Origin of the sequence: Microbacterium sp. LMC-P-041, from assembly GCF_030209555.1 — a bacterium.
Lineage (GTDB): Bacteria > Actinomycetota > Actinomycetes > Actinomycetales > Microbacteriaceae > Microbacterium.
In genome coordinates this window covers 122,740-143,576 of sequence record NZ_JARVRV010000002.1, presented here as the reverse complement: position 1 = coordinate 143,576, position 20,837 = coordinate 122,740, and the positions used below count along the sequence as shown (strand labels likewise).

The following is a 20,837-nucleotide window of genomic DNA, read 5'->3' as shown; positions in this document are numbered from 1 at the left end:
TGCGGTAGAGGTCAAGTCGTGAGACGCATCGAATGTCAGGTGAAGCGTGCGCCGCACACAAATAACGCGCGGCGCACGCCCCAGATCACCGTGTGGCGTGGAAGGCCGAGAGGATCGTCTTCGCCACAGCCGCGGGCTGAGACACGGCGAGTGCGTGCGATGCGCCATCGATCACCGTCGCCTCGCGCGCCCCCGCACGCTCGGCGAGGAAGGCGATGGCTTCAGCGGGTATGTTTCGATCAGCGCCGGCGCAGATGAACCACGACGGCACGGACTTCCACCCGGGCTGCGCTGCGGGCAGCGGTTCGTTGAGCGCTGTTTCGGTAATCGGCCTCTGAGTCTGGGCCATGAGTCGCGCGGTGGCATCGTCCACGTCAGCACAGAACTGTGCGTGGAAGACGTCCTCGCGGATCGTGAGGTCCACCTGCCCTGACGTCAGGACGTTCGGCTGCAGTGATTCTCCCAGGGTGCTCCCGGGGAACTTGCCGGCGAGATCGGCCGCGGATTCGCCGGTGTCAGGCGCGAAGGCTGCGACGTAGACGAGCGCGCGCACGTTGTCTACGAGCGACGATGCCTCCGTGGCGACGACGCCGCCGTACGAGTGCCCGACGAGCACCACCGGGCCATCGATCGAGCGGACCACATCCGCCACGTACTCGCCGTCGGAGGTGACCGAGCGAAGCGGATTCGCAGCCGCGATCGCGTGGACCCCTTCAGCAGCGAGGAGCGAGATGACGTCGTTCCAGCTGGCGGATTCGGCGAAGGCGCCGTGGATGAGTACGACAGTTGCTTCCTGAGACATGGTTTCAGTCCTTCCGGTTGGTGCCGAGTGCTTTGCGGAGTACGTGGACGGCGACGCCCACGGCCGCGGTGGACGCTGCACTTGTGCGCAGCGGGTTGAGCATCATGAAGTCGTGGATGATGCCGTTGAATCGAATCGACGTCGTGCGGACGCCTGCCTCGATGAGTCGGCGGGAGTACGCCTCACCTTCGTCCCGCAACACGTCGTTCTCATCGACGATGACCAGCGCTTCCGGCAGACCGCTCAGTTGCTCGATGCTCGCCCGCAGGGGCGATGCGGTCACCTCGTTGCGGACCTCGAGATCCGGAGCGTATGCGTCCCAGAACCACGCCATCGACTTGGCGGTGAGGAAGGGCCCGTCGGCGAACTCGGCGTAGCTGGCGGTGTCCTGTCCGGCATCCGTTACGGGGTAGTACAGCGACTGGTGCACGAAAGAGACCTCGCCGCGCTGTTTGGCGAGGATGGTCACTGCGGCCACCATGCATCCGCCAACGGAGTCTCCCGCGATCGCCATCCGCGAGGAGTCGATTCCGTGCGCATGACCCTCGGCAGTGAGCCACCGGGCCGTCGCGTAAGCCTGCTCGATGGCGACGGGGTAACGAGCTTCCGGCGAGCGGTCGTATTCCACGAACGCGACAGCGGCATGGACCCCGACCGCGAGCTCACGTACGAGTCGGTCGTGCGTTCCAGCGTTGCCCAGGATCCACCCGCCACCATGGATGTAAAGCACGACGGGGAGTTCGCCGGTCACGCCTTTCGGGCGGACGAGGCGCACCCGAACGTCACCGACCTTCGCGAGAACGGTGACCCATTCCTCGTCGATCTCGTGCTTGTCGATCGGCGCCGACTGCACATCGTCGAGGACTTTGCGTGCCCCCTCCGGACCGAGCTCGTACAGGAACGGAGGTTTCGATGTCGCGTCGGCGAAGGCTTGCGCTTCACTCTCAAGGACATGAGGTTTCATGACAGAACTCCTTCAGTCGGAATATCACTCTCTGAAACGAGGGCGTGAGGCGATCGTGCTCCTCACGGGGTCTTGGATGAGAGAGTCGAATGACTCAGGCGAGTCTGCTCAGAGTTCCATCCAGCCACTGCGCATCCTCGGCACGGAGCGGATGCCTAGGTACGAGGTCACTGCGCCGGCGAACATCAGTGCAGCGGTGACGATCGCAGCGCGATGAAAACCGTCGAGGTCCAACGTTCCGCCGACGACAAGGGCGAGCAGCGCCACGACAATCAGTCCCGCCACGCGGGAGACGGCGTTGTTCACCGCTGATGCGATGCCGGATCGGTCCGATCGGGCTGCCCCCAGGACTGCAGACGTGAGCGGTGTGACGGTGAGGGCGAGTCCGAATCCGGTCAGGATCATGCTGGGCAGCATCTGCCACCAGTACGAGAACTCCGAACCCACGGTGAGCAGAAGCAAGGCGCCGAACCCCATGACGGCCGGCCCGACGGTCATGAAGATTCGTGGACCCCAGCGCCCGCTGAGGACGCCGATGCGTGAGCTGAGGAAGACGAGAAGAAGAGTCATCGGCAAGCTGGCGAGCCCGGCCAATGTTGCCGGAAAGCCTGCGTTCTGCTGCAGGTAAACAACGACCACGAATCCATTGAGTGAGATCCCCGCGTAGACGAATGCCGTTGTCAGGTTCCCGGCCGTGAAGTTCCGCTTTCGGAACATATCCAGCGGAAGGATCGGTTGCGGCGTGTGAGCCTGGCGGACGATGAAACCGATGAACAAGATCGCACCGCACGTAAGTGGTATCCAGATGGGGGGCGCGTCCCAACCGAGCGTAGGTTGCTCGATGAGCGCGAACACCAGTGCGCCGGGGCCGAGAGTGCAAAGGGCGGCGCCGATCCAGTCGATTCCGGATCCTCGTTGCCGGGAGTCTCTCAGGCGACCGTGGGCGAGCAGAGCAAGCGTCGCAGCTATGGGAACAACGTTGACCACGAACGCCCAACGCCACGAGAGTACATCCACGAAGACGCCTCCGATGACAGGGCCGACGATCATGGCGGCAGTGGTCATCGCAGTCCAGATTCCGATAGCCCTCCCTCGGACCGCCCCGGAGAAGTTCGACGTGATGAGCGCCAGAGAACTCGGAACGAGAAATGCCCCGGCTGCGCCCTGAACAGCGCGCGCGACGATGAGGAACTCCACGGTCGGCGCAAGCGCGATCCCGATCGACGCGACCCCGAAACCGAGAAGGCCAACGCGAAGAACAAGAACTCGGCCGAAGACATCACTGATCGAGCCAGCAACGAGTATGAGCGCGCCCAGAGTGATCAGGTAGGCGTCCACAACCCACTGCTGCGTACGCAGGCCGCCGCCGAGCTCTTCGCTGATTGATGGGAGCGCGACATTCACGATCGTGCCATCCAGGAAGGCCACGAACGAACCGAGTACTGCAACCCAGAGAACAAGCCGCTGAGTAGAGGTCAGCGGCCCTGAGGAGAGTGGGGTTGAGTCAGCGGAGGTGGCGGTCATGGCGATCACGGTAGCCCGACGCCGCCCGTGCGCGGTGCGTGTCAGCTACTCGGCTGAGTCGAATGACCTAACCCCGGATCTAAGCAGACCAACACACTTGCAAAGTGGATCGAATCATGAAGATCAAGAGCCTAGCGACGAACGCACTCATGCGCACGAGGTCGTCCTTGTGAACCCGCCGCTGAATGCGACAAACCGCATCCAGGCGGGAGAGCTTTCCATCGCATACGTCGATGAGGGCGGGCATGACGCGGAGCCGGTTGTCCTCCTCCACGGTTTCCCCTACGACATCCACAGTTACGACGACGTCGTTCCCCTGCTCGTCGAAGCCGGCTTCAGGGTTCTCGTACCGTACCTGCGGGGGCACGGCCCCACGACGTTCCTGAGACCGGACGGCCCTCGTTCAGGCCAACAGGCTGCGCTCGGCGCCGACCTGCTCGCGTTCATGGACGCCCTGGGGCTCGAAAAGCCGATCCTCGCCGGGTACGAGTGGGGCGCACGCGCGGCCTGCGTCGTCTCGGCACTTTGGCCGGACAGAGTGCGCGGCCTCGTGTCGGTCAACGGGTACCTCATCCAGGACATCGCGACTTCTCAGTTGCCGATACGTCCGGACCTCGAGGCGGGGCTGTGGTACTTCTGGTACTTCAGCACAGATCGTGGACGCGCCGGACTATCAGAGAACCGAAAGGCGATCGCCGAGGTGATCTGGAAGCGGAACTCTCCGGAATGGCATTTCACCCGAGACCACCTCGACCTCGTCGCAGAGTCGTTCGAGAACGCCGCATACGTCGACGTCGTCATCCATTCGTACCGGCATCGGTTGGGGCTCGCCCCCGGAGACCCTCAATACGAGGAAATCGAATCGGAACTCAGCAAACGACCGGTGATCACGGTACCCACCGTCACCCTCGACGGGCAGGCAGACGGGAATTTTCCCGCGACAGACGGGAGTTCCACCGCTCACCTGTTCTCTGGGCCCCGCTTGCATCGCCAGGTCCCGCGGGCAGGCCATAACCTCCCGGCAGAATCCCCGCGCACCTTCGCGGAAGCCATCCGCGATGTCGCCGACCCTTCCGGACTCGGCAAGGGAACCCCATGACTGTCGCAGAGCAATCACAGAGCAAGGAGCATGAAATGAAGATCGTCGTTTTCGGAGGCACGGGCCGCATCGGATCGCAAGTGGTGGATTTGCTCCGTGAGGAAGGTCACGAGGTTGTCGTCGCGGCCGTTCCAGAGGTGGACGCTCTGAAGGGCACGGGCATCGCAGCAGCGCTCGCGGGCGCAGATGTCGCCGTCGATGTGACAAACGCCATGATCTTCGACGAAGAAGAGATCGTCTCGTTCTTCACGACGACCAGCCGCAACATTCTTCAGGGAGAGATCATGGCTGGCGTCGGTCGCCACGTCGTGCTCTCCATCGTCGGTGTCGATCGCATGAATGCGACCTCGTACCTGGCCGGCAAGGTCGCTCAGGAGCGCACGGTGGCTGAAGGCGGAGTCCCATACACGATCGTCCGTGCCACTCAGTTCCAGGAGTTCCTCCCGGGGATCGCAGACATGAGCACCGTCGACGGTGTTGTGAGAGTGCCCCCGATCCTTCTCCAGCCCACAGCAGCAATCGACGTCGCACGAACAGTCGCAGACGTCGCGGTTCACGATCCCGGCACCACCGTCGTCGAGGTGGCGGGGCCGGAACGGGCACGGATGTCCGAGTTCATCGAAGAGGCGCTTCGTCGCGCAGACGACGAGCGCACGGTGGTTGAGGATCCGGAGGCGTTGTACTCCGGCGTCTTCCTCCCGGAGGACGGGTTGGTGCCGGTCGGCGACGCGCGGATCGGTGAGATCTCGTTCAACCTGCGCGGACAGAGCTGACCGATGAACGGGACTTCGAAAGTGGGCGCGCTTCAGTACTCCGCCCTGATCGCAACCGTCATCATCGCCGTGGTTGTGGGAGTCTGGTCCTTCGCGTTCCCGCAGTCGTTCTACGACCATTTCCCTTCCGTTCTCGGGGAGTGGATCTCGCAAGACGGCCCGTACAACGAGCACTTGGTGAGGGACCACGGGGCGATGTACCTCGCTCTCGGAGCAGCCAGCGTGGCGGGATTCTTCTGGCGCGAGCAGGCTGTCTACCGAGTATTGGGTATCGCGTGGACCGTCTTCGGCGTTCTGCACTTCTCGTACCACGTCACCCACCTCGGCCACATGTCAGCCTCAGACGCGACCAGCCAGGTCATCGTTCTCATCGTTGCGGTGGTGCTCGGCGTCGGACTGTTCATCCCGCCCCGGGCGCGACGGTCGAAAACCGGTGGCTGAGCGATGAGGATCGCCATAGCCGGAGGAACAGGCACAGTCGGGAGTCACGTGTCGCGAATCGCTGCGGAGCGGGGGCACGAAGTCGTGGTTCTCGCGCGCAGCCGAGGAATGGACTTCTTGACGGGCGCGGGGCTGACGAAAGCCCTCGAAGGAGTGGACTGCGTCATCGACGTATCCAACATCACGACGCTTTCCGCTGTAACGGCGACACAGTTCTTCGTTGCCGTCACAGGAAACCTCGAAACGGCCGAGACGGAAGCGGGCGTGGGACACCACGTACTGCTCTCCGTGGCTGGTATCGATGCGATCAACTCGTCGTACTATGCGGGCAAGCTGGCACAGGAGCATGCCGTGCGTGCAGCTCGGACTCCTCACACGATCGTGCGGACTGCGCAGTTCCATGAGTTCGCCGAGCAAGTCGTCCGGCAGACATCATTCGCCGGTCTTGCCTTCGTCCCGAGGACTCTTACTCGGCCGGTCGCTGCTCGAGACGTCGCTCGCAGACTCGTGAATTCCGCCGAGGCGGGGCCGCGCGAGAGCCTTCCCGATCTTGTCGGCCCGAAGGACGACACGCTCATCAGTATGGTGCGGCGAATGATCGAGTTCGATGGCGCTTCAAGAAAAGCCATCGAACTGAGACTCCCCGGTCGCTATGCGCGCGGGCTTGCCTCTGGTTCCTTGCGCGGATCCGCTGATAGGGAACAGTCCGCTCTCACGTTCAACAAGTGGCTCACCACCCCAGACCACACCCGGATCGATTGAAGAGCTGAGCCGCACGGCAACGGGTCGATCTAACGGGCTGCGAACGAGGAAAGCAGAGGTGCTACCGATGGATCAGGTGGTTGTCGCTTTCGGTCTACTTCTCGCGGTGGTGGCCGCTTTCGTCACGAATCGCCTTCCGCCGGTCCTCGTTGCAGCCGCCGTGCCGATCGCGCTGTGGGCAACGGGGCTGTTGACGCTGGAAGAGTCGTTCGCTGGTTTCGGAGATCCGCTCGTCATCTTCATCGCTGCCCTTTTCATCGTCGGCGAAGCACTCGTTGCCACCGGTGTGACGGCGTGGCTCGGGAAGCAGACTCTGAGGCGGGCGGGGAGACGTCGTGGTCGTCTCACACTCGTGATTGGTTTCGCAGCCGCATGCCTGGCCGCTTTGATCAGTATCAACGGCGCCGTCGCTGCGTTGCTCCCGATCGTGGTTGTCGTCGCGGTTCGAGCGGGCATCGTGCCCTCGAGGATGCTGATTCCACTTGCATTCGCCGCGAGCGCCGGCTCCCTTCTCACACTTACCGGCACTCCCGTAAACGTCGTCGTATCTGACATCGCGGCACAATCCGGCGGACGTGAGTTCGACTTCTTCGAGTTCGCGCTGGTGGGTGTTCCGCTCGTCGTTTTGACGATCGGCTTCACGGCTGCGCTGGGAGGGACCCTGCTGCCGCATCGAGTGGCAGAACGTCTCGACGAACAGGCGAGCGATCCCGAGGAGAGCGCCCGAGCATGGGGCGCAACGTATGACGTGGAGGTGAGACCTGGCCATCATTTCGGTCCAGATGAGGGTGTCATCGAGATCCTGATCGCACCTCGATCAACACTCATCGGACGCCGCGTGAGCCCGGGTATGCGCACCCGGGATGAGAACTTGGTGGTCTTGGCCCACAGCAGGTTGGGCGACGGCAGGGCATCGGATCCTGATACTGACGGTGTCGTCCTCCGTGCTGGTGATTCGGTGCTTGTCCATGGGCCTTGGGAGTCGTTGCACCGCTACGCGGCATCGTCAGATGTCATCGCCGTGACGTCCCCGCGATCGCTTCAGCGTGGTGTCCCTCTCGGACATGGCGCTCGTCGTGTGCTGACCATTCTGGTGACGATGATCGTGCTTCTTGCAACCGGACTCATTCCGGCCGTGATGGTCGGACTACTCGCCGTCGGCGCGCTAATCATCACTCGAGTCCTCACACCGCTTCAGGCGTTTCGCTCGGCGTCATGGGAGTCGGTCGTCCTCATCGCCTGCATGATTCCCTTGTCAACCGCGTTCATCGCCACCGGGGCGGCCGATGTCGTCGCGACCGGTCTTCTGGCGCTGGTCGGGACCGCCGCCCCACAGCTCGCGTTGCTGGCGATCTGCATCGTGACGGTTCTGTTGGGGATGTTCATGTCGAACGTCGCGACGGTACTTGTCGTCGCGCCTGTGGCCGTCGCTGTCGCCGCCACACTTGAACTGAGCATCCTTCCGTTCATGATGGCGTTGACTGTCAGCGGCGCGGCGGCTTTCTTGACCCCGGTTTCTACGCCCGTGAATCTCATGGTCATGCAGCCGGGCGGATACCGCTTCGGCGACTACTGGAGGGCAGGGCTGCCGCTGACGGTCCTGTACGTCGCTGTCGCCGTCCTCTACGTTCCGCTCGTCTGGCCGTTCTGACGCACCGTGCTCACATCTGCGGCGGCTGCGTCGTCACATATTTGAGAGAGAGAAGGTAGCACCGTGAAGGACATCGTGATCGTCGGCGGCGGGTATGCGGGTTTTTACACCGCCTGGAAGTTGGAGAAGAAGCTCCGCTCGAGCGAAGCACGCGTCACAGTCATCGACCCTCGGCCGTACATGACGTATCAGCCCTTTCTTCCCGAAGTGGCCGCGGGCTCAGTGGAAGCGCGTCATGTCGCAGTTCCACTGCGACGGCACCTTCGACGCACGCGACTCATCGCCGGAGCCGTCACGCGAATCGATCATGCGTCTCGCACCGTGACCGTCACTCCCAAAGACGGCGGACCGTTTCCGATCAGCTACGACATCATCGCGGTAACCGCCGGTGCCGTCACTCGTACCTTCCCCATCCCCGGTCTTCTCGAGGAGGCGATTGGGTTGAAGCAGATCGAGGAGGCGGTCGCAATCCGTGACCACATCATGACTGCCTTCGATCGAGCGTCTGTTTTGCCGGCGGGACCAGAACGCAGCAAACTCCTCACCGTCACGTTCGTTGGCGGCGGCTTCTCCGGCGTCGAGGGCTTCGGGGAGACGCTGTCTTTGGCTACGGCTCTCCTGAAGTCTTACCCTGAGCTCACCCCCACCGATATCTCCTTCCATCTCGTCGAAGCACAGGGCCGGATTCTCCCTGAGGTGACCGCAGGCCCGGGGCGTTGGGTAGTGCGTCACTTGGAGAAGCGCGGTGGCCGGATCCACTTGAACGCTCAACTGCAGTCTGCTGTGGGTGGGCACGTCGTGCTCTCCACCGGCGAGGAATACGACAGCGGACTCATCGTCTGGGTCGCAGGCAATGCAGCGAACCCGGTTGTCGCGACTCACACCGATCTGCCTCTCAACGAGCGCGGTCTCGTACGCGTTCGAGCCGACCTCCGCGTCGAGGACGCCGACGGTGTCGTTGTCACGGACGCGTGGGCAGCCGGGGATGATGCGGCTGTGCCCGACCTGGTGGCGCCGAGGGCAGGAGCGCTTGCTGTCCCGAACGCTCAGCACGCTGTGCGCCAGGGCAAACGTCTCGCCAAGAACCTCATCGCGACGCTCCGAGGGCAAGAGCCGACTGACTACGTCCACCACAACCTTGGCGTCGTCGCCACCCTCGGGCTGGGGCGGGGAATCTTCCAGTACAAGAAGATCGTCATCACCGGATTTCCGGCATGGGTGATGCACCGCGGTTATCACGTGTTGGCGGTTCCGACGTGGGAGCGGAAGTTCCGCGTGCTTCTCATCTGGATCAGTGCCGTCTTCGCGGGTCGCGACATCACCTCCCTCGCGTCTGTGAAAGACCCTCGCCGCGCCTTCCTCACCGGTGGGAAGGTGGACGAGTGACGGCCAGTGGGGATCCTCATCGCATGTCCGAGCCAGATGGGCAGGACGAGAGTCTGCTCGATGTCTTCGCGGAGCGACGACGACTCGTAGCGATCGGCTACCGCATGCTCGGAACGATCGCCGAGGCAGAAGATGCCGTGCAGGAGACGTACATCCGCTGGTACCGGATGACTGATGCGGAACGAGCCGCGGTCGCCAACAAGCAAGGATGGCTGACACGGGTCATGAGCCGAGTCTGTCTCGACGTCCTCGGTTCCGCACGCGTTCGGCGGGAGAAGTACATCGGCGAATGGCTGCCGGAGCCTGTTCCCTCCGACTTGTTCTCGGGCCACGCGCTTGCGGCATCGAGCGCGAACGCGGATCCGCTGGACAAGGTGTCTCTCGATGAAGAAGTCAGCACGGCGCTGTTGATCGTCATGGAGAGTATGACTCCCGCGGAGAGGGTCGCCTTCGTGCTGCACGACGTCTTCGCCGTGCCGTTTGATGAGATCGCCACCATCGTCGGACGCAGCAGTCCGGCCGTCCGGCAACTAGCCGCTTCAGCACGTCGACGTGCACGCGAGCACGATGTCGTTCCCGGTCGCACACGCGAGCACGACGAGGTCATCGTGGCTTTCGCGGCAGCATGCGCGGACGGGGACCTGGTGCCATTGATGGCGATGCTGGACCCGTCTGTCACCCTCCGGGCAGATGGCGGAGGGATCGTGAACTCTGCCCGCCGGCCGGTTCTCGGAGTGTCGAACGTGGCCCGCTTCATGATTGGGATGCTGCAGAAGCGGCCGTCGCTCGTCATGGATCAGCAGAGGACCGGTGACGGCATCGCTCTCGTGATGAGAGATCAAGGGCACCCCAGAGGCGTGATGAACATCAAGGTCAGAGGCGGCTTGGTTACCGACGTATGGCTCCAGGTCAATCCCGCGAAGCTCAGCGCGTGGCGAGCGAGGCACTGACCTCACAAAACCGCGCCCCGGATCGTCATGATGATGAGCCGACAGGTGTCGGACGGGAAGGGAACATCCAATGAAGATCCTGATCATCGGCGGCAACGGACATGTCGGCACACGCCTCACTGCGCGCCTCCGCGAACTCGGACACGAAGTCACGGCCGCCTCGCGCGGGAACGGTGTCGACGCTCTCACCGGTCGAGGCCTGGGAGAGGCGATGGAGAACGTTGACGCCGTCGTCGACGTCCTCAACACGATGGAGATGGATGCCGCGGCAGCGACTGCTTTCTTCCGTGGAACCACAGAACGCGTCCTCGCCGCCGAGCACTCTACCGGCGTACGCCACCACGTGCTGCTCTCCGTGGTGGGCGCCGACCGCGCGCTCGCGAACGGATACTACGCGGGCAAGGTCTCTCAGGAAGACGCTGTCCGCGACGGCGACATCCCGTTCACGATCGTCCGCGCAACTCAATTTCATGACTTCGTGCCGACGATCGCCGACTGGCTCACCGTCGACGGAGCGGTCAACGCGCCGCGGATGAAGCTTCAGCCGGTTGATGTGGACGACGTGGTCGAGCTGCTGGCTGAGATCGCTCAGGGCGCACCGCTCAATGGCACCGTCGATCTGGCCGGGCCAGAAGTTTTCACTCTCGACGAGCTCCTGCGCTCGTCGCTTTCGCTGGCAAACGATGAACGTCCGGTCGTGACGGTAGAGGGTACGGCTCTCGGCGCTGACGCTCTTGACTCCCTCGTGCCGCTCGGAGACCATCGCAGCGGCAAGACCCGCTACCCGTCCTCGACATCGCTGTGAGGCGAACGCCAGTTATCCGGAATAGATTCCGGATAACTGGCGTTTCCAGTTCATGTCCGCATGACGCGGCCACTGACAGGAAGAAGCAGCATGTACGACAACGACCACCAGTCCCCGCGCGACATCGTTGTGATCACGGGTGCGAATGGGTATCTGGGAAGCCACCTTGTGGCCCAAGCGCTAGAAGCTGGATACCGAGTGCGCGCAACGGTTCGTGAGGATCGGCGCGGCGATGAACTACGTGAGGATCTGACACGCGCAGGACAGGCCTCGCTCGAGAACCTGGAGATCGTCCTCGCGGAGCTTGATGCAGACGCGGGGTGGGCCGGCGCAATGGAAGGGGCCAGATTCGTGCTGCACGCCGCGTCACCCTTCCCTGCATCCGCGCCAGCTCATGAGGATGAAGTCATTGCTCCAGCACGAGACGGAGCGATTCGTGTCCTTCGAGCTGCGCGAGACGCCGGTGTAGAGCGGACGGTTATGACTTCGTCGTTCGCTGCGGTCGGATACTCACCGAAGGAGTCTGCGTCTTACACGGAAGCTGATTGGACTGATCCCGAGGGGGATCTCCAGCCCTACATCAAATCGAAGGTTGTTGCGGAACGCGCGGCATGGGACTTCGCTACGACGAACCCCGGGTTCGATCTCGTCGTGATCAATCCGGTCGGAATCTTCGGGCCTGCGCTCGGGCCGAAGCTCTCGACGTCCGTGGGGTTCGTCAAGGCGATGCTCGATGGCGCCATGAAGAGCGTGCCGAGGCAGCACTTCGGTGTGGTGGATGTGCGTGACACAGCTGCGCTGCATCTGGCCGCGTTGACCCACCCCGCTGCCGCCGGCGAGCGATTCCTCGCTGTCGCCGATGGACCGTCCGTGAGCTTCTTGGACGTCGCAATGATGCTCAAGGAGTCGCTCGGTGAGCGCGCATCTCGCGTCCCCGATGTGGAAGACAGCATGAGCAGCGACGGATCGGATGCCGCAACGATTCCGTTGATCAGCAACGCCAAGGCGAAGCAGGTTCTCGGATGGGTGCCGCGTCCGGTGCGAGATACCATCGTCGCGACAGCGGATTCACTGACGGGACTCGGTCTCCTCGATCAGTGAGTCGCGGGCGAGCGGTGCTATAAACGGGCTACACCCTTTGCCCAGACGAAAGCGGACGCATGAGCTCGACCAGCCGACCACTTCGGGCGGACGCGCGTGCAAACCGAGCCCGTGTGCTCGAGGCCGCGCTCCGAGTGTTCGCGCAGCGTGGCGGCGACGCCAGCTTCACAGATATTGCTAAGGAAGCTGGCGTGGGGGTCGGCACGGTCTACCGTCATTTCCCGACGCGAGAGGATCTCATCGATGCCGCTTACGCGGACGAGATCCGATCACTGACCGATGCCGTCCCTCAATTACTCCTGCAGATGGAACCGCGGCAAGCCCTGAGACGCTGGATGGACCTGTTTGCCGCGTACCTCGGAGTGAAGAGCAACCTGATCGCGTCCGGAGGATCCAGCGCCTTCGCAAGTGGCACCCACGCACACAGCCGCGAGCAGAACATCGCGGCTGTGGCGATGATCCTTGACGCGCGAGACGATGCGACACCGAGGCTCACGGCCGAGGAGTTGCTGTTGTCGACAGGGGGCATCATCCTGACCACTGACTCCCCGGATCTGGTGACCCAGCGAGCAAGGATGCTGGACTTCTTGGCAGAGTCGGTCTGGACTAAGTCGCGCGCGTAAGTGCGGCCGACGGGTGGGCCCGCATCGGCGAGTGGCTCACTCCGGACATGGCTCGTTGCGATCAGGATGGACTTACAGCGGCGCGAGCGCCGTCAAAGCGAGTGAAGAGGAATGCATTGATGCCAGGCCTACCCGAGCACAGCTCCGACACTGCGGCGCGCATCCTTGCGGCCGCCAGCGATCTCCTTCTCCGACGAGGCGAACGTGCCGTAACCATCGCGGAAGTCGCCCAGCGCGCGAAAGTCGGCAAGGGCACGGTCTACCTCTACTGGGCGAGTCGAACGGACCTGATCTTTGGATTGATCGCTCGCGACTTCTTGGCTTTAGCTGAGGAGTTCACTCGGAAGTTCAGCGCCGATCCTGATCTCGCGCGCCCGTCTCGTCTTTTCCCGGAGTTGCTGAGAACTGCGCCGGGACGGCCTTTCGTTCGTGCCGTCCTGTTGGAAGACGAAGACCTTCTCGGGGTTCTGGCTGCCGACCCACGGTCGAAAGCCATCACGGATGCGCTCGGCCCGGAGAAGTTGATGATGGCCGTCCTGCCATCGTGGCGCGCAGGCTCTCTCGCGAGCGACGACTGGACATTGGAAGACCAGGCCTACGCTGTGCTGGCCGTGTTCCGAGGATTTCTCTTCAGTCACGAACTTGAGGCCGATGGTGACGCACAGGTTGATACACCGGAGATCTTCGGAAGAAGTATGGCGGCGGTTCTGGGGGAGAAGCGTGCGGCTCCCGGTGAGGTGACAGCGGCTAGTGAAACGATCATCCGCTACCTCGAAGAAGGTACGGATCTCGTGCTCCGCAAGATCGCCTCGTAGGCCGGAAGGAGAGTAAACTGACCATATGACCAAAACAGTCAGTTACTCAGAATCCATCCAACTTCCCCAACGTCGCGCTCTCGTGGTGGGAATGGGGGTGACCGGACTTGCTACCGCGGGGCGCCTGGCTGCCGCCGGTTGGGAGCCAGTCCTCATCGAACGCTCCGCGGATCGTAGGCGTGGCGGGTACTTCATCTGTCTCTTCGAAGCGGGACGGTATGCCGCCGAACGACTCGGCATCCTTCCGTTCCTCCATGACCGCAATCCGCAGGGACGCACTTTTCTCACGGATCGGAAACTGCGGTCCCAGCGTGCGCTCGGACTCAAAGACCTTCCCGGTTCGCCTTGGATGCTGTTGCGCAGCGATGTCGAAGACGCGGCTTTCGAAGCGCTTCCTGACGACGTCGAGATCCGGTACTCGACTGTTCCGGTGTCTGTGGACGCTGATGGAGATGGGGTCGATGTCACTCTCCGCAACCTCGCGAACGGTTCGGAGCGAACCGAGAGGTTCGACCTCGTGGTCGGAGCTGACGGCGTGAGGTCGTCCGTGCGACGGCTGGCGTTCGGGCCCGACGAGGATTTTCTGCAATCGTTCGGGTACATGATCTACGCCTTCCAGTACGAGGGTCAGCCTCGCGGGATGCGGACGGGTCAGAGCCTCACCCTCGTGGAACCGGACCGTGCCCTGTGGGGGTTCGGGTTCTCCGACCACGACCCGACCATGATGCTGAGCTATCGCACGGACGACCCCGCGGGAGAACGCGCCAAGATGCCTGCTGAACGGCTACGCGAGGTGTTCAGCGACAGCCCACTCGGCGAGACCCTCAGCGATGTGCTCGAAGCAGCGGAACACGCGCCTTCACCTCTGTGGGACACGGTCGAGCAAGTACACATGCCGCGCTGGCACCGCGGAAGAGTGGTTCTGGTCGGCGATGCCGCGTGGTGCGTGACTCTGTTTGCGGGGATGGGCGTGTCCGCGGGACTGATCGGGGCCGACGTCCTGGGATCTGCTCTAGAGCGGCACCCGGAGGATGTCGACCAAGCCCTCTCTCACTGGGAAGAAACGATGCGCCCGACGATCGAGAACTATCAGCAGATCGGCGTCACCCAGCAGGATCTCTTCGTCCCGAGAAACCGTCGCCAGATCGCCCTTCGGCACGTGATCGCGTGGTTGTCGCGTCGACGCTACGGGCACCTCGTCCTCAATCGACTGCTGCACAGTGAAGCCGACTCGCGTACCACTGATGTCGTTCTCCCTCCGGCGCCCTCATCCAACAACGGAGAGCACATGCTCGTCGCCTGATCGTGCACATCGGCCTCATGTGGGGGTGAGGGCGAGCACACCTCACACCTGTGGTGTCTGCATCGTCAATACTTCGAGGCATACCTCGATCGCCTCACCACGAAGGGAAATCCATGAAGATTGCAATCGCAGGTGGAACCGGCACGGTCGGGCGTCACGCCGTGAGCTCGGCGCAGCAGCGCGGCCACGAGGTCGTTGTTCTCTCGCGCAAGAACGGTGTCGATGTCATCGACGGCGCCGGCCTAGATCAAGCGCTCGTCGGAGTGGATGTCGTCGTCGATGTCCTCAACACGACCACGCTTTCCACCAAGAAGGCCGTGAACTTCTTCAGCACCGTTACGCGAAACCTTCTGGCCGCAGAAGCACGGGCCAGCGTCTCACATCACGTGGCGCTGTCGATTGTGGGCATCGATTCGATCGACACCTCGTACTATGCGGGAAAACTGGCTCAAGAGCGCCTCATCCTTGCGTCCGATGTGCCGCACACCATTGCTCGCGCGGCGCAATTTCACGAGTTCGCCCAGCAGATTGCATCTCAGACGACAGTAGGACCCGTCACCCTCGTTCCGAGAACTCTTTCGCGTCCCGTGGCCGCGTTCGAGGTGGGCGCCCATCTCATCGAGATCGCCGAGTCGACGCCTGCAGGGCGCGTGCAAGACCTGATCGGGCCTCAGAACGAGACGCTCGTTGGCATGGTGCGTCGTATGTATGCCCACGACGGCACCTCTCGTCGAGCACTGGACATTCGCTTCCCGGGCTCGTACGGCGCTGGTCTCGCATCGGGGGCGCTGCATGGTGACGAAAGCGTGTCGCGCATCAGCGCAACCACCTTCGACGACTGGCTGGGATCCGCCACCAGAGTCAGGTAAATCGCTACTCCTCTCGTCGCGGCCGACTTAGGCCGTACTCCCATCGGTCGGCGCGCAGCGCCGGCAGCGATTTCACGTGCTCTGTGAGTCGATTGACTCTCTCGCTGCACGAGTTCCGATCGGGATACTGGCGTCGGAGGTTGTGACTCATGGTGATACTGCTCTGGATATTGAACGGCGTGCTGGCGATAGTGTTCGCCAAGACTGGTTCATTCAAGCTAAGTCGGTCAAGGGACGATCTTCGCGCGGCCGGTATGGGTTGGGTAGACAGTTTTCCGCGCGGATCCGAGAAGGCAATCGGGTTCGCGGAGATCTGTGGGGCGATCGGATTGGTTGCCCCGTTGGTCACTGGAATCGCGCGAGTTCTCGCTCCGATCTCGGCGCTCGCGCTCATGTTCTTGCTGCTCGGCGCGATCGGGACTCACCTGCGCCGTAAAGAACGCGCGACGTTCCCGCTCGTGCTGGCTGTGTTCTGTCTGCTCAGCGCCCTCCTTGGCTTCGTGGTGATACGCGATTAAGGAAGGCAGCAGAGAACAGAGCACGCGATCTCGAGGCCCGTCTACCGTGCTTTCGCGGTAGACGTGCACTCGATGTACCGAGGAACTCGCGAGATCAGTCCGCGGTCGGGATGTCGCGAACCGGGTAGAGCACGCTCCCCATTCGATACTCGCCGCGAGGGACCATGGCATCGATCGGCCCGTCGCTTTCGACCGTGATCACCTCGCGTGTGTCACCGGATGCGGCAAGGGTTCCGCGCAGCAGGTCGTCCATATGGAAGCGCTCCGGCCCCGCGATCTCCACTTCGCCCAGCGGTGCTGCAGCCAGAGCGATCTCGCCCAGCAGGGCTACAAGTTCATCGAGTTCCACGGGCTGAATCAGATCGCGAGGCGCCATCACTTTGCCCTCCACCGTGTGCTGGTCGGCGAGGACCGGAACGTAGCTCTGGAACTGGGTAGAACGCACGATCGTGTAGGGCAGCGTTCCCTCCTTGAGTGCGCGCTCCTGCGCCACCTTGCCGAGGTAGTAGCCAATCTCCGACGCGTCACCTTCTCCGACACCGACGATGGAGAGAAGGATGTGATGCTTGACGCCAGCTCGCTCACCCGCCGCGGACAGTGCTTTAGTCGTCCCCTCGAAGAAGTCAACAGCACCTTCTTTATCGAAACGCCCGGTATTCAGGACGTTAATTATGGTGTCAACGCCTTCGAGCACTTCCGCGACCCCTGTGCCCTGGATGTAGTCCACGCCGTCGTCGAGTCCGCCGGAGACCACCTCCACGCCGTTCTGCTCCAACAGATCTGCGACCTTCGAGCCGACTCGTCCTCGCCCGCCCGCAATTAGCACCTTCACGACTTAATACTCCTTCCGTGAAGCGGTGGTTCCGCCCACAAAGGAGTGACGATTCACGTCGGGATAATGTGAGGACGCCTCGCTCAGCTCGTCAGCGCTGCCGAGGTCAGTGTCGACTGTGAGCGCGAGTTTACGTGTTCTGACGTGTCGACTCGTCGTGTCCGGCAGGCCCTAGGGAATGATTGAGTCGATGTAGCCGCCGTCGACGCGTACCGCGGCACCGGTCGTTGCGGACGCGAGTGGGGATGCGAGGTACGCGACCATGTTCGCGATCTCCTCGGGCTCGATGAGTCGTTGCAGAAGCGACTGCGGACGGTGCAGCTTCATGAACTCGCGCTGTGCTTCCTCCCACGGCAGATCCCTGTCGACCAGCTGGTAGACGAAGTCCTCCACGCCGCCAGTGTGGGTCGGGCCGGCGAGCACAGAGTTGACCGTGACGCCGGTGCCCGCGGCGTCCTTCGCGAATCCGCGGGATACGGCGAGAAGCGCCGTCTTCGACATCCCGTAGTGGATCATCTCCGCCGGTATGACGACCGCCGAGTCGCTGGCGATGTTCAGTACCCGACCCCAGCCGCGCTCCTTCATCTCGGGAAGTGACGAGCGGATCAGCCGAACGGCTGCGAGCACGTTCACATCGAAGTAGCGTCGCCACTCGTCGTCAGTGATGTCGAGGGCGGGCGCAGAGCCGAAGATGCCGAGGTTGTTGACGAGGATGTCAACGGGGCCGACGGCAGCGAGCACTGCATCTGCACCATTCGTGTCCGTGACGTCACCGGGGGCCTGGATCAGGTCACGACTCGGATCCTCGCTTTCGAGATCAGCGACGACGGACGCAACTGTTTCAGATGAGCGTCCGTTGATGGCGACACGAGCTCCCGCGTCCGCCAATGTCGCTGCTATCGCTCGCCCAATGCCCTGGGTAGAGCCGGTGACCAGGGCGGCCTTGCCTTCGAGGTCGATGCGCATTTTCGGGTCCCTTCCGCCATTGTGCTGTCTCGTCCGACAACTGGAGTAGCGCTCACGCATATCGGAGACGATTGATGAGCAACGTTACGCCGAAGGTCGTTGTGCGTGTGCCGTGCCGGTTCTGCTCTTCCGGTTAGGGACGAGGTGGCCCGGAACTGATTGCACCTCGACCGGTCTGCACATGGAGCAGCTTTCCGGCGTTCTCCACGGTCGTTGGGACGGCGGCAAAGCGTACTGATGGCGCACTCGTATGGTGTTTCGATGTCCGAGCCAGCCGAGACCAAGGATCTGAGCGAGAAGATGCTGACAGGCAGTCGTGACAGGGCACGCGGGTGAGGCGCGATCCGCGTCTTCTCCCCATCGCCGGGGCGGTATGGGTGGTCGCGCTGCTCGGCGTGTTCGTACCCCCCTCGGCGGGGTGGTGCGTGCTCGTCGGGGTCGTCGGGGCATGCGTGGTGCTGGGTGCGATGCTGCGGCGCCGTGCCGTTCGAGCATCGGCGGCGGGCGTGGGGCTCGTCGTGCTCGCAGCTGCGGCGGCGGTGTCGATCACAGTCATGGTCGCGACACCGGCGCGCGAGGGCGCCGCGTCGTGGGACGGACGTGTGGTCGAGGCGACGGGGGAGGTCAGCACCTCGGCGTCGGTCGGTCGGGATGGGCGCCTGTGGATGGAGGTGCAGCTCACGGGCATCGGGTCGCCGGGGTCGGTGCGGGCGGCATCGGCTCCGGTGCGGATCGGCATCGACCCGGCCGGCGGATTCGATCTCGGCGCCACAGTCCGGGTGAAGGGCGAGGCGGCGGCGACGGATCCGGGGGAGAGGGCAGCGCTCGTCGTGTTCGCGAGCGAGGCGTCGGTCGAGGAGCCGGCATCCGGGGTCTTCGCGGTCGCGGCCGGATTGCGCAGCGCTTTCATCGACCGGGCGCAGCGACTTCCCGAGCCCGGAGCGGGTCTGCTTCCCGGACTCGCCGTCGGCGACACCCGCGCGGTGTCGACCGAGCTGAACGATGACATGCGCACCAGCGGTCTCAGCCACCTGACGGCGGTCTCCGGGGCGAACTGCGCCATCGTCGTCGGGGCGGTGTTCTGGTTGGCTGCGCTGTGCGGCGCCGGACGGGGGACTCGAGTCGTCGCGGCCGCTCTCGGTCTCGCGGGCTTCGTCGTCCTCGTGACGCCGGAACCCAGCGTGGTCAGGGCGGCGGTCATGGCGGGTGTCGCGATGCTGTCACTGCTTCTCGGGCGGCCGAGCGCGGGTGCGGGGATGCTGGCGCTCAGCGCGAGCGGCATCCTGATCGCCGACCCGTGGCTGGCCTCGACTGCGGGATTCGCGCTCTCGGTCTCCGCATCGGGTGCGCTGATCCTGCTCTCGCCGTCGCTCACCCGCGGACTCGCGCGATTCATGCCGCAACCTCTCGCTCTCGCGATCGCCGTGCCGACGTCCGCACAGCTCGTGTGCGGCCCCGTCATCGCCCTCTTCGCAGAGCAGCAGTCTCTCGTGGGGCTCGTGGCGAACCTGCTGGCTGCGCCCGCGGCGCCGATCGCCACTGTCATCGGCCTCCTCGCGTGTCTCGCCGCTCCGGTGGGCGTTCTCGCCGACCTTCTGGCGGCGTCGGCATGGTTGCCCGCCGCGTGGATCACGCAAACGGCCAGCATCACGGCCAGGCTGCCGTTCGCTCAGATCGCCATGGTGCCCGGCATCGCCAGCGCCGTGCTGGTCAGCGTCGTGAGCGCGGCGATCGGGGTGATTCTCGCCGATGGGTACCGCGCGGTGCCGGTCGTCAGGGGTGTCGCAGCCGCCGTGCTGGCAGTCGCGCTCGGACTGGGCGGTGCGCATGTGGTGCTCAACGGTCCGCTGGCGAGCGCGACCACTCCCGACGAATGGTCGGTCGCCGCCTGCGATGTGGGCCAGGGAGACGCACTCGTCGTGCGCTCGAAGGGGGCGATCGCCCTGATCGATACCGGGCCGGAACCAGAGCTGCTCGCCTCGTGTCTGCGCGAACTCGGTGTCGAACGCGTGGATCTGCTCGTGCTCACGCACTTCGATCTGGATCACATCGGCGGGGTCGAGGCTGTTCAGGGGAGAGTCGGCGCGGTGCTGCACGGGCCACCGGGGGAGAGCGGTGACGAGCGGATGCTGCAGCACCTCGCCGACGGCGGTGCGACGGTCGGTCAGGCGGCAGCGGGCATGCGGGGTGACCTGGGCGCGGCGTCCTGGCAGGTGCTGTGGCCGCAACGTGGGTCGGAGGCGTTCCCGCCGGGCAACGACCAGAGCGTGGTTCTGGAGATAGGTGGCGGCGGCGTACCCCGCTCGCTTTTCCTGGGCGACCTGTCGGGGGGGGCGCAGCGGATGCTGGAACGCACCGCGCATCTCCGAGGCGACTACGCGGTGGTCAAAGTCGCCCATCACGGCAGCGCCGACCAGGACTTCCCGCTCTATCAGGACCTGCACCCGAGTGTCGCGCTGTTCAGCGCAGGCGTCGACAACGACTACGGGCATCCGCGAGCGGAGACTCTGGCATCGCTCGAAGCTGCCGGTGCGCGAGTGCTGCGGACCGACCAGCAGGGCCGTCTCCTCGTCGGCCTCGCGGGAGAGGAGCTTCAGCTGTGGGCCGAGAAGCAGCCACCCTGACGACGGGGTCGACGTCTGTGGCCCCCGGT

The 20,837-nt window shown here is 63.8% G+C and carries 20 protein-coding genes; 15 read left to right on the top strand and 5 right to left on the bottom strand.

What is annotated here, in order from left to right:
• Window positions 1-85: 85 nt before the first annotated feature.
• From QRN21_RS04565 to QRN21_RS04555, 3 genes are all read right to left on the bottom strand, one after another.
• Window positions 86-802 carry an alpha/beta fold hydrolase gene (locus QRN21_RS04565; RefSeq protein ID WP_285363254.1) on the bottom strand — a complete coding sequence of 239 codons (717 nt, stop codon included), beginning with the start codon at window positions 800-802 and terminating at the stop codon, window positions 86-88.
• Window positions 803-806: 4 nt separating this feature from the next.
• The gene (locus QRN21_RS04560) at window positions 807-1,766 is read right to left on the bottom strand and encodes an alpha/beta hydrolase (RefSeq protein ID WP_285363253.1); all 960 of its coding nucleotides are present in this window, start codon (window positions 1,764-1,766) and stop codon (window positions 807-809) included.
• 108 nt (window positions 1,767-1,874) lie between these two features.
• Complete coding sequence (locus tag QRN21_RS04555; protein WP_285363252.1) at window positions 1,875-3,290, bottom strand: MFS transporter; 1,416 nt, start codon at window positions 3,288-3,290, stop codon at window positions 1,875-1,877.
• Here QRN21_RS04555 and QRN21_RS04550 point away from each other — a divergent pair.
• The 14 genes from QRN21_RS04550 to QRN21_RS04485 all read left to right on the top strand — a co-directional run bounded on the left by QRN21_RS04550 (window position 3,289) and on the right by QRN21_RS04485 (window position 16,386).
• Entirely contained in the window at window positions 3,289-4,389 is a 1,101-nt protein-coding gene (locus QRN21_RS04550) for an alpha/beta fold hydrolase (RefSeq protein WP_285363251.1), read from the top strand. The two genes, QRN21_RS04555 and QRN21_RS04550, sit on opposite strands and share 2 nt — an antisense overlap.
• Window positions 4,386-5,162 carry an SDR family oxidoreductase gene (locus QRN21_RS04545; protein ID WP_285363250.1) on the top strand — a complete coding sequence of 259 codons (777 nt, stop codon included), beginning with the start codon at window positions 4,386-4,388 and terminating at the stop codon, window positions 5,160-5,162. The genes QRN21_RS04550 and QRN21_RS04545 overlap by 4 nt, the downstream gene beginning before the upstream one ends.
• A gap of 3 nt (window positions 5,163-5,165) precedes the next feature.
• Window positions 5,166-5,603 (top strand): hypothetical protein, encoded by a 438-nt coding sequence (locus QRN21_RS04540; RefSeq protein ID WP_285363249.1) that lies wholly within the window; start codon window positions 5,166-5,168, stop codon window positions 5,601-5,603.
• Between the two features lie 108 nt (window positions 5,604-5,711).
• Window positions 5,712-6,365, top strand: coding sequence for an SDR family oxidoreductase (locus QRN21_RS04535; RefSeq protein ID WP_502883082.1), 654 nt, complete (start codon window positions 5,712-5,714; stop codon window positions 6,363-6,365).
• Window positions 6,366-6,432: 67 nt separating this feature from the next.
• On the top strand, window positions 6,433-8,016 hold the full coding sequence (locus QRN21_RS04530) for an SLC13 family permease (RefSeq protein ID WP_285363247.1): 1,584 nt from the start codon (window positions 6,433-6,435) through the stop codon (window positions 8,014-8,016).
• A gap of 63 nt (window positions 8,017-8,079) precedes the next feature.
• On the top strand, window positions 8,080-9,402 hold the full coding sequence (locus QRN21_RS04525) for an NAD(P)/FAD-dependent oxidoreductase (RefSeq protein WP_285363246.1): 1,323 nt from the start codon (window positions 8,080-8,082) through the stop codon (window positions 9,400-9,402).
• A gap of 23 nt (window positions 9,403-9,425) precedes the next feature.
• Window positions 9,426-10,352 carry an RNA polymerase sigma factor SigJ gene (gene sigJ / locus QRN21_RS04520; RefSeq protein WP_285363245.1) on the top strand — a complete coding sequence of 309 codons (927 nt, stop codon included), beginning with the start codon at window positions 9,426-9,428 and terminating at the stop codon, window positions 10,350-10,352.
• A 70-nt stretch (window positions 10,353-10,422) separates the two neighbouring features.
• Window positions 10,423-11,157, top strand: coding sequence for an SDR family oxidoreductase (locus tag QRN21_RS04515; RefSeq protein WP_285363244.1), 735 nt, complete (start codon window positions 10,423-10,425; stop codon window positions 11,155-11,157).
• Window positions 11,158-11,247: 90 nt separating this feature from the next.
• Window positions 11,248-12,258: an NAD-dependent epimerase/dehydratase family protein gene (locus tag QRN21_RS04510; protein ID WP_285363243.1), complete on the top strand. Its 1,011-nt coding sequence runs from the start codon at window positions 11,248-11,250 to the stop codon at window positions 12,256-12,258.
• Between the two features lie 59 nt (window positions 12,259-12,317).
• The gene (locus QRN21_RS04505; RefSeq protein ID WP_285363242.1) at window positions 12,318-12,881 is read left to right on the top strand and encodes a TetR/AcrR family transcriptional regulator; all 564 of its coding nucleotides are present in this window, start codon (window positions 12,318-12,320) and stop codon (window positions 12,879-12,881) included.
• A 119-nt stretch (window positions 12,882-13,000) separates the two neighbouring features.
• Window positions 13,001-13,696, top strand: coding sequence for a TetR/AcrR family transcriptional regulator (locus tag QRN21_RS04500; protein ID WP_285363241.1), 696 nt, complete (start codon window positions 13,001-13,003; stop codon window positions 13,694-13,696).
• Window positions 13,697-13,721: 25 nt separating this feature from the next.
• Entirely contained in the window at window positions 13,722-14,999 is a 1,278-nt protein-coding gene (locus QRN21_RS04495) for an FAD-dependent monooxygenase (RefSeq protein ID WP_350223947.1), read from the top strand.
• Between the two features lie 113 nt (window positions 15,000-15,112).
• Window positions 15,113-15,868, top strand: coding sequence for an SDR family oxidoreductase (locus QRN21_RS04490; RefSeq protein ID WP_285363240.1), 756 nt, complete (start codon window positions 15,113-15,115; stop codon window positions 15,866-15,868).
• A gap of 149 nt (window positions 15,869-16,017) precedes the next feature.
• Window positions 16,018-16,386, top strand: a complete 369-nt coding sequence (locus tag QRN21_RS04485; protein WP_285363239.1) for a DoxX family protein — start codon at window positions 16,018-16,020, stop codon at window positions 16,384-16,386.
• 94 nt (window positions 16,387-16,480) lie between these two features.
• Here the strand turns inward: QRN21_RS04485 and QRN21_RS04480 are convergent, their stop codons facing one another.
• Window positions 16,481-17,218 (bottom strand): SDR family oxidoreductase, encoded by a 738-nt coding sequence (locus QRN21_RS04480; protein WP_285363238.1) that lies wholly within the window; start codon window positions 17,216-17,218, stop codon window positions 16,481-16,483.
• Between the two features lie 171 nt (window positions 17,219-17,389).
• Window positions 17,390-18,184: an SDR family NAD(P)-dependent oxidoreductase gene (locus QRN21_RS04475; protein ID WP_285363237.1), complete on the bottom strand. Its 795-nt coding sequence runs from the start codon at window positions 18,182-18,184 to the stop codon at window positions 17,390-17,392.
• A gap of 332 nt (window positions 18,185-18,516) precedes the next feature.
• Between QRN21_RS04475 and QRN21_RS04470 the strand changes: the two genes are divergently transcribed.
• On the top strand, window positions 18,517-20,808 hold the full coding sequence (locus QRN21_RS04470; protein WP_285363236.1) for a ComEC/Rec2 family competence protein: 2,292 nt from the start codon (window positions 18,517-18,519) through the stop codon (window positions 20,806-20,808).
• Window positions 20,809-20,837: the final 29 nt, after the last annotated feature.

Excerpts from the sequence above, each read along its gene's own strand:
- QRN21_RS04540 (WP_285363249.1), top strand. The coding sequence starts at position 5,166 with ATGAACGGGACTTCGAAAGTGGGCGCGCTTCAGTACTCCGCCCTGATC.
- QRN21_RS04505 (WP_285363242.1), top strand. The coding sequence starts at position 12,318 with ATGAGCTCGACCAGCCGACCACTTCGGGCGGACGCGCGTGCAAACCGA.
- QRN21_RS04555 (WP_285363252.1), bottom strand. The coding sequence starts at position 3,290 with ATGACCGCCACCTCCGCTGACTCAACCCCACTCTCCTCAGGGCCGCTG.
- QRN21_RS04560 (WP_285363253.1), bottom strand. The coding sequence starts at position 1,766 with ATGAAACCTCATGTCCTTGAGAGTGAAGCGCAAGCCTTCGCCGACGCG.
- sigJ (WP_285363245.1), top strand. The coding sequence starts at position 9,426 with ATGTCCGAGCCAGATGGGCAGGACGAGAGTCTGCTCGATGTCTTCGCG.
- QRN21_RS04510 (WP_285363243.1), top strand. The coding sequence starts at position 11,248 with ATGTACGACAACGACCACCAGTCCCCGCGCGACATCGTTGTGATCACG.
- QRN21_RS04545 (WP_285363250.1), top strand. The coding sequence starts at position 4,386 with ATGACTGTCGCAGAGCAATCACAGAGCAAGGAGCATGAAATGAAGATC.
- QRN21_RS04495 (WP_350223947.1), top strand. The coding sequence starts at position 13,722 with ATGACCAAAACAGTCAGTTACTCAGAATCCATCCAACTTCCCCAACGT.
- QRN21_RS04535 (WP_502883082.1), top strand. The coding sequence starts at position 5,712 with ATGGACTTCTTGACGGGCGCGGGGCTGACGAAAGCCCTCGAAGGAGTG.
- QRN21_RS04565 (WP_285363254.1), bottom strand. The coding sequence starts at position 802 with ATGTCTCAGGAAGCAACTGTCGTACTCATCCACGGCGCCTTCGCCGAA.
- QRN21_RS04550 (WP_285363251.1), top strand. The coding sequence starts at position 3,289 with ATGGCGATCACGGTAGCCCGACGCCGCCCGTGCGCGGTGCGTGTCAGC.
- QRN21_RS04500 (WP_285363241.1), top strand. The coding sequence starts at position 13,001 with ATGCCAGGCCTACCCGAGCACAGCTCCGACACTGCGGCGCGCATCCTT.
- QRN21_RS04475 (WP_285363237.1), bottom strand. The coding sequence starts at position 18,184 with ATGCGCATCGACCTCGAAGGCAAGGCCGCCCTGGTCACCGGCTCTACC.
- QRN21_RS04515 (WP_285363244.1), top strand. The coding sequence starts at position 10,423 with ATGAAGATCCTGATCATCGGCGGCAACGGACATGTCGGCACACGCCTC.
- QRN21_RS04490 (WP_285363240.1), top strand. The coding sequence starts at position 15,113 with ATGAAGATTGCAATCGCAGGTGGAACCGGCACGGTCGGGCGTCACGCC.
- QRN21_RS04485 (WP_285363239.1), top strand. The coding sequence starts at position 16,018 with ATGGTGATACTGCTCTGGATATTGAACGGCGTGCTGGCGATAGTGTTC.
- QRN21_RS04530 (WP_285363247.1), top strand. The coding sequence starts at position 6,433 with ATGGATCAGGTGGTTGTCGCTTTCGGTCTACTTCTCGCGGTGGTGGCC.